General features: G+C 40.1%; 6 protein-coding genes. All 6 read right to left on the reverse strand.

The window, feature by feature from the left end; translation table 11 throughout:
- Positions 1-49: 49 nt before the first annotated feature.
- The 6 genes from JCM16456_RS04965 to JCM16456_RS04990 are packed head-to-tail and all read right to left on the reverse strand — an operon-like array spanning position 50 to position 8,142.
- Positions 50-2,167 (reverse strand): type I secretion system permease/ATPase, encoded by a 2,118-nt coding sequence (locus tag JCM16456_RS04965; RefSeq protein ID WP_068712915.1) that lies wholly within the window; start codon positions 2,165-2,167, stop codon positions 50-52.
- 18 nt (positions 2,168-2,185) lie between these two features.
- On the reverse strand, positions 2,186-4,099 hold the full coding sequence (locus tag JCM16456_RS04970) for a bifunctional diguanylate cyclase/phosphodiesterase (protein WP_068712917.1): 1,914 nt from the start codon (positions 4,097-4,099) through the stop codon (positions 2,186-2,188).
- Positions 4,100-4,104: 5 nt separating this feature from the next.
- Entirely contained in the window at positions 4,105-4,767 is a 663-nt protein-coding gene (locus tag JCM16456_RS04975; RefSeq protein ID WP_068712919.1) for a transglutaminase-like cysteine peptidase, read from the reverse strand.
- A 48-nt stretch (positions 4,768-4,815) separates the two neighbouring features.
- Positions 4,816-6,207, reverse strand: a complete 1,392-nt coding sequence (locus tag JCM16456_RS04980) for an HlyD family type I secretion periplasmic adaptor subunit (RefSeq protein ID WP_068712921.1) — start codon at positions 6,205-6,207, stop codon at positions 4,816-4,818.
- Between the two features lie 49 nt (positions 6,208-6,256).
- Positions 6,257-6,871, reverse strand: a complete 615-nt coding sequence (locus tag JCM16456_RS04985) for an OmpA family protein (RefSeq protein ID WP_068712923.1) — start codon at positions 6,869-6,871, stop codon at positions 6,257-6,259.
- A 2-nt stretch (positions 6,872-6,873) separates the two neighbouring features.
- Positions 6,874-8,142, reverse strand: a complete 1,269-nt coding sequence (locus tag JCM16456_RS04990; RefSeq protein WP_404819158.1) for a TolC family outer membrane protein — start codon at positions 8,140-8,142, stop codon at positions 6,874-6,876.
- Between the last annotated feature and the right edge of the window lie 54 nt (positions 8,143-8,196).

Below are 8,196 nucleotides of genomic sequence, written 5' to 3' on the forward strand. Positions count from 1 at the left end.
GTTAGATCGCATTCAGCTCTTCCCCTATTCAAAGTGGAATATCAAGCTATTAATCACTAACGGGGGCAGTGCTCCCCGTTTTCAATTGGTTCAATACCGCTTCTTTCTCTCCATCTGCCACGATGCTGCCTTTTTCCATAACAATTACCCGGTCAACAATGTCAAGCATAGACATTTTATGTGTAATCAACACTAAGGTATCTCTTTTATCAAGTCGTGCAAGATGGCGTTTGATCATTAACTCCGAACGATTATCCATGGCGCTGGTGGGTTCGTCTAAGACAAGAACGGGAGGAGAGCCTAAGAAAGCCCTTGCGATTGCAATTGACTGCCGCTGCCCTCCCGATAGAAGGTTACCGCCTTCGCCAACTTGTCGTTGTAACCCTGCAGGATCTTGTTGAGTAAAAGATGTCACACCAGCTTTGTTTGCTGCATCTAAAATGTCACGGTCGTCGGCGAGTGGGCGGCCTAAAGCGATATTATCTCTGATGGTGCCGTAGAACAGCGTACTGTCTTGCGTAACACACCCAATATTGCGCCTCACATCAATATGATGCAGTTGTTCTATGTCTGTATCGTCAATACGAACATGTCCTTGGGTTGGTTTATACAAACCCATGAGTAAGCGCTGAATACTCGTTTTCCCTGACCCTATGCGACCGATAATCGCCACTTTTTCGCCGGGATTAATGGTGAAAGACACTTTTTTAATGGAGGTAATATCGGAATTAGGATATTTAAAGCTGACATCATCAAACTGAATCTTGCCTTGAATAATTGGGCGGTGGATATACTTTTTCCCCTCTTCTTGCTCGGCGGGGAGTTCTATCACTTGATTTACCATGATCATTGACGATTTTGCTTGGTTATATCGAGCAGAGAGCAACGAAAGCTGTACTAACGGACCAATAGCACGACTACTTAGCATTGTTGCTGCAATGAGCCCCCCCATGGTTAAGCTACCGTCAGATATAAGATATACACCCAATATGACCATACCGATATTGACCATCTGCTGTACGAGATTGGCGAAACTCTGTATGCCATCGATAATCTTTCTGCTTTTTATACTCCAGTTCGCCATATGAGTGACGGACTCTTCCCATAGATATTGGAATTGGCTTTGAGCGCCAAATAATTTTATCGTTTCCAGTCCACCAAGGCTTTCGATTAAATTAGCGTATTTCTGAGAGGCTAGGCGGGAGCCTTCTTCTATTGCACGTCGAAGGGGAGCTTGGATTAAGAAGGCGTATATTATGAGCACTCCTATTCCTATAATCGGCACTAAAACTAGGTTGCCTGCCATAATCCAAATAAGCCCAAGGAAAAGTAGTGCAAATGGAAGATCAATTAATGTTGAAATCGTCGTTGAAGTGAAAAATTCCCTAATAGATTCAAATTCTTGTAAATGTCGAGCAAAGGCACCTATGGATTGAGGGCGGGACTCCATTCTAACATCCATCACTTTACTAAATAATCGAGAGGATATAAGAACATCTGATTTCTTTCCCGCAATATCGATAAAATAATTTCTCAGTGTTTTTAATAGAAATTCAAAAGCAAATATGATGACCACACCACTGGCTAAAACCCACAAAGTTTCAAATGCAAGATTAGGCACAACTTTGTCATAAACGATTCGAGTAAATATAGGTGGGGCAATAGCAAAAATATTAAGTATGAAAGACCCTATAAGCACGTCTCGATAGATATGTTTAGATTTCCAAAGTGTTCCCCAAAGCCAGTGATTATGATTAGATTTTAAAATTTCGGGGGAGCGCTGGTCGTAGTGAAAGCTTTTTTTCACCATGAAGTAAGAACCAGCATAACGTTCTTCAAGATTTTCAAGAGACGTGGATATTGGGATATTGTCAGAACCTTGTGTGACGATTTCGACAGATTGTGATGCATCGTCTTTGCTTATTAAAACACAGGATTCATTGTTCTTAAGAATAAGTATCACAGGAAATAACAAGCTCGATATATTGTTTAACGAACCTTGATTTTCCTTTGCTATAAGTCCAGCACGCTCTGATGCTCTTGGAAAAAGTTGTGGTGTTAATTTCCCATTTGCTAGGGGAAGCCCACTAATTAGAGCTTCTGGGGAGTTTGCTAAACCATAATAACGACTGACATAAATAAGCGAACTGAGCAAAGGGTCATGCATATGAGTTGTTCCTTGTTATTATTTTATTATAAATCCCTGAAATGCATCGACAAAGTTATCAGATAGTATATTTAGCTGATCTTGAGTTTCGACACGAGATGCAATGGTCACCAAACCTAAATTGTGAGCAGCTTTTGAAATAGATGACAGCATATGTGTTTGTCTTTCATCATCTAAATGCTGAGTGAACAAATAATCTAGCTTGACATAACGCGGTCTAAAGTTATTGATGTAATCGAGAGATTTAAAATGACGACCATAGTTATCTACACCAAAATCAGAACCAGATTTTCTGACAATATCACAGAACAGCTTTGCATGGTCTTTAGCGAAAATAAAACAGCTTTCAGGGAGTTCAAAATGTATTCTATCACTCACATCACTATAGCGTTCTAACTGACTACTGATCCAATGAATAAAGCCGGGTTGTTCTATACTATTTTGTGCAATATTAATGGCATATATTCCTGAGTTCTTATCTGCTCTCGCTGTTTCTAATGTTTTGCTAATAACGTACTTATCAAGTAGTTGACTAGCATCAAGTTGTTCTAATGCAAAAAGGTACTGGTTTGCTGTATATCTTTCTGAACCATTATCTATGGCTGAAAATACTTCTTTGTGAAACAGTTCACCATTGATATTTTTTGCAGATTGAAAACGGAATTGAATCCAGTTATTAAATATCGCCTGTTCAACAAGCTCCTTCCATTGTCTTTTCCCGAAGGTTGTTTGGTCTGTGTCGTTTGATAGGTAACCATATGACTGTTCAGGATTTGAATTTGCTTCTGAAATCGCGTTATCAATCAGAGACAAAATTTCACTACTTGTGCTTTGTGATTTACTGTGATTATAAATCACACCGAGCGGATCATCATTGACCGATATTCCTGTTGGATCTGAATGAACTTCTTGCGCGCATTCTATAATTTTAACCGCTTCTTCGTGCACTTTTTCCTCTTCGTAATTGGGGAAAATAAAACCAAATTCACTTTGGGAAATACGAGCAATAGTAATGTTATCGTACGCTAGTTTTGCAGAGAACAGAGACGATAGTGATTTGACCATTTCATCTCCTGCTTGGTAACCCTTTGTATCGTAGAGTTCTTTAATTTGGTGTGATTGATAAATAGCGGCACCACCGTTCGTTTTATCATTCAACCAAGAGCTCAATTGATTCATAAAATAAGCGCGATTACCTAATTTGGAAGTAGGATCTATATACGCTTTTTCTCGCAATGCCTGAGCTTCAGTAGCTTGTGATTGAAAATAATGCTCAACTTTACTCGACATCGTATTAATGCCTTTAACTACGGCATTCAAGTCTTTTGTTGGTGGAAGTGGTAGTGGATCCGTAAACCTATTTTGAGCAATAGCAGACATTTTATCTACGATATTTCGCAACGGTTTCAAAGCTTGATGAATTATAAATGCTGTGGTTGCTAGGCTGAGCGCTGCAACAATGATGAATGAAATAGCTAAACGAATAAATGCCGTCCATAGTTGGCTATAGATGCTCCCTGGATGACTTACTATTTCAACTTCAGCTAACTGTAGCCATCCACTGGTGATGATGGTTTTTTGCTCTATTGGATGGAAAAAACGTAGGTTTGAAAACCATTGTGGTACGTCGGTTGGTTTGGTTGGATACTCTCTAATAATTTCATCCTGAGTATCAAGAAATTTGAGGCGTACTAACGAGTAGCTACTTCCATCAAAAAGCGCATTAATTACTGATTCTACAGCAACTTGGTCTTTAGCTTCTAAGTAAGGAGCAAGGGCTAAGCCAACAGTATTTATTGTATTATTTACTTCCGACCTTTGTTGTTGTTCCAAGTGACTACAAATGGTTTTTAGCTCAATAGAAAAAACAATGAGCATCAACACCACAAGTATCGATAGAATTCCGGTCATCAATTGTTTATATAATGTCATAATACTTACTCATCATAATTCACTATTGGTTTATTTAACTTCTGCGATTGTTCACGAGCTCGTAGATCGTTCCAAACACTTAGTTTGGAGGAGTTACCCGCCAATTGACCATTTTTTGTTTTCATCAACCACAACTTACTACCATTAAAGCTGTATATAGGTAATAGGTCTGGCCTTTTTGATGCTGGCAATATTCTTTTATCTATATTGTCTAAAATCAGTGGCTGTGAATTTGGAGTCTCATAATAAGCCAGTACCATGTGGAATTGATTAAGCTCAATTGCCTTTACATAAACAAGCCTCATTTTTTCATCAGGTATTCCAAGTTCGCGCAGAGAAAAATATTTAGCGATTGTGAAATCTTCGCAATCGCCTGCGTTACTACCTAAAAACTCAAGCGGTGTTGCCCAGTAATCTTTTTTTCCCCACAGCACGATGTCATTTACAAAATATAACTGATTAAAAAATCGATTTATGTTAGTTAGTTTCTGTTTGTCAGCTAAGTTTGTTGATTGCTTAACCTCTTTACGCCACGCTTCCACTCTCATTCCGGCTCTGGTGCCATAGATTGTTGTAACGGTATTTACCCATTGCTGTTCCTTTGTGGTCAGAGCAATCGACCCCAGTGGTAGTATTGTGATAAATATGACGATTAACCAACGCAACATATTTGCACTCTAATGTGGGATATTAACGAAGCGTAATTCATCAATAGATTACTCCCTAAGCGCTGTATGTTGAGCATTTAATATGGGTTTTAAGAGGTAATCTATTACCGTTCTTTTCCCTGTAATAATATCGACCGATGTCGTCATGCCTGGGATTATTGGTAACGTATTATCTTCGTCAAAGGAGGTTTCGTTGGTACGGATTCTAACCAAGTAGTAGCTGTTTCCCTCTTCGTCCTCACTAGTATCCGCGCTAATATGTTCAAGTTTTCCGCTTAAGCCTCCATACCTAACAAAGTCATAAGCGCTGAATTTAACAATAGCATCAAGTCCTGGTCGCAAGAACGCAATATCTTTGGGCGCTATTTTAGCCTCAACAAGCAGCGTATCTTCAGTAGGAACAATTTCAACAATGTCCATTCCTGGTTGAATAACACCACCAACCGTATTGACATTTAATGTTTTAATTGTCCCAGTTACGGGTGAGACAACAACGGTTCGATTAACCCTATCTTCGAGTCCGACACTTGATTCAGACATGGCAGACAGGGAGTCTTCCGCCTGGTTTAATAAATCTTGTTGTTCTGATCTAAATTTTAAAGCGGTATTGATTCTATTTAACTTTGATTCTTGAATCGCGGCTTGTAAAAGAGGAATTTTAAGTTTGGCAGAAGTTAGTTCTCTCTTATTATCATTGACTTGTCGTTGGAGTTTTAGGAACTCTAGTTGCGGAACTACGCCTTCCTCAGCTAAAGGTTTAGTGATTTCCATCTCTTCTCTTGCAAATTCATAGCCTTGTTGGAGGTTTTTGACTCTTGCTTGAGCCTCAATTAAATCCTGTTGCTTTTGTTTGACTTGTTGGGTCATTGCTGAAATTTGGTTGCGTAATCCTTCGAGATCGTTTTTATATTCGTCTTGATGGCGTTTAACTAATGCAGGCTGAGCCTCGATCATGGAATAGGGGAACACCAATTTAGAGAAATGGATTAACACGCTGTCTTCCCATTCATCACCTGTGGCCTTTTCGTTAATTTCGATACTGTGTATCGAGGCAGCTAATTGCATAACGCTGGCTGATAAGTTCGAGATTTGTTGCTCTCGTTCACGGAAGTCTGATCTAAATCGAGTATCGTCAATAAGAAGTAACTGTTGCCCTTTCGTTACGGATTGTCCTTCTCTCACTAAGATACTTTTTACTAAACCCCCTTCCAAATTTTGCACCACCTGAATTTGTGACGAAGGTACTACTTTCCCTATTCCTGCTGTCACTTGATCGATTTGCGCCCAACTAGCCCATATGATTGCTATTACAAAGAACGTAGCGACCACCCATAACAACAAGCGAGCATGGGTAGGAGTATTAAGTAATAATGCTCCAGTTTGATCATCGACAAACTCTAATTCATTGTTAGATAAGTCTTTATGGTTCTTTGATGTCATCAAGGCCCCAGCTTTTTAAATGCGATTGAACTTCAGTTAGATAGTGCGCCTACTCCGGAAGTGTAGTAAAAATTGTCCATTCTTTTAAATAATCCCCTTTAACACCGATGACTGACGCCGTTACTCGTCTATTTTGTGCATGACTAAGTTGGTCGTCTCGGTCAATGAGTAGATTACTGTCGCCATACCCCAGTATGGTGATGCGATTTGGTTTAATACCAAACCGTATGAGTTGAATACGCACGGCTTGAGAACGTTCTTCGGAAAGGTTTTGATTGTACGCAGATGTTCCGGTTTTACTTGCGTAGCCTGATAGTTGGATTGTTGCTTCTGGATACAGCTTTAGAAAATCGGCCATCCGGCGAATCTGGGGTAAGAAGGATGGGGGGATTTGACTTGAGTCGTTAGCGAAAAGTATATGTAAGCGCTGTTGCTCGGTATTTTTGATAAGTTGTTCACATCCGTCATTGTCTACAACAACCCCTTTGGGCGTTGTTGTGCATTTGTCTCGAGCGTTGATTACACCATCATTATCATCATCATTGAGATCAGCAACTTGAATCGCCTTTGGCATTTCGATGTAAGGAATGGATTCAGAATCCTCCATCGCAAGGACAGATAAGGGGCAAGTGATAACAAAGCAGAACAGCAAGAATTTTGTCATGGTTAATCACTCTCCTTAAGCCACTCCGACGGTAAGTCGACTCGCAGTGACTCTAACAGAATTCCCATCGCGTTCATGACCCGATATTTAGCATATTGCTCAGCATATTTCGCTTCTAAATAATCTGTTCGAGCCTCAAATAGTTCATTTTCTGTATTCAGTAAGTCGAGTAAAGTTCGCTGACCGATAGAGTATTGTTTGCGGTAGGAACTGACAGTTTTGGATACTGCATCGATGTGTTGTTGCAAAAAGTCTTTTTGCTGTTTGGTAATTTCTAACGCATTCCAAGCAAGATGCAATCCTTCTTCCACGTTACGAATTGTGTTGCGCTGTAGGTCTTTGGCGCGATTTACTTGATAAGCAGAGCTGGTGATTGTGTCTTTATCACTGCCGCCACTAAATAAGTTATATCGAAAACGTAACATTACGCTGGTTTCTTGACTAAAACCTTTAGTGCCACCTACGTCATCGTACCATGACTGATTTGCCTCAAGTGAAACGGTTGGATAGTTTGGTCCTTTGGACTGTTTGTATTGATATTGAGCCGCTTCTACGTCTGATCGCGCGACTTTTATTTCTGGATGATGTTTTTGAGATTGTTCAATGGCCTTAGACACAGTCTCTGGAATGACGCTCATATCAGCTCTTGGAAAGTTAAGATCTTTAGGTTGTAAGCCGATCAACCTAAAGTATTGGGCGTAAATATCATATAAGTTGTTTTTTGCGGCGAGTAGGTTTGCCTGAGCTTTCGCAACTCTAGCCTCTATTTGGGTGACATCAGCAATCGATCCAATTCCTGAATCCGACTTCTTTTTGATATCGACGAAAATCGCTTGGTGGGTTGCCAAATTTCTTTCGGATAACTTCAACACTTCTTCCGCTTCAGTCGCATTTAAGTATATCTGTGTTACTTCCAAAGCCTTATTTGAAGCATCAGATAATAGTTGGTACCGATCCGCTTCTGCTTCTGCTTGAGTTCGATAGATATCGTTATAAGTAGCAGAACCATCCCAAATAAGCTGGTTTATCGAAAGAGTAAGGTCTTTTCGGGTTAGGCTGGTTTTTTCATCACCACTTGAGGTCGATGGTCTAATATGTTCGGGTCCGACACCACCATCTAAGTCTATGGTTGGTAGGTAGCTTCCTGTGGATGCCTTTGCAGTGTATTCCGTGCTTTTGAATTGATTGTATGCACCCAAAACTTCCGGATTATTTGTGAGCGTAAAAGCAACTGCCTGTTCTAGCGTTTGGGCAGCAATGTTATTACTCATGAAGAGCAACATGGTTGTGCTCAGGATGGTACATCTAATCACTGTGGATCTCCC

Source organism: Vibrio tritonius, from assembly GCF_001547935.1.
GTDB lineage: Bacteria > Pseudomonadota > Gammaproteobacteria > Enterobacterales > Vibrionaceae > Vibrio > Vibrio tritonius.

Excerpts from the sequence above, each read along its gene's own strand:
- JCM16456_RS04965 (WP_068712915.1), bottom strand. The coding sequence starts at position 2,167 with ATGCATGACCCTTTGCTCAGTTCGCTTATTTATGTCAGTCGTTATTAT.
- JCM16456_RS04990 (WP_404819158.1), bottom strand. The coding sequence starts at position 8,142 with ATGAGTAATAACATTGCTGCCCAAACGCTAGAACAGGCAGTTGCTTTT.
- JCM16456_RS04970 (WP_068712917.1), bottom strand. The coding sequence starts at position 4,099 with ATGACATTATATAAACAATTGATGACCGGAATTCTATCGATACTTGTG.
- JCM16456_RS04980 (WP_068712921.1), bottom strand. The coding sequence starts at position 6,207 with ATGACATCAAAGAACCATAAAGACTTATCTAACAATGAATTAGAGTTT.
- JCM16456_RS04975 (WP_068712919.1), bottom strand. The coding sequence starts at position 4,767 with ATGTTGCGTTGGTTAATCGTCATATTTATCACAATACTACCACTGGGG.
- JCM16456_RS04985 (WP_068712923.1), bottom strand. The coding sequence starts at position 6,871 with ATGACAAAATTCTTGCTGTTCTGCTTTGTTATCACTTGCCCCTTATCT.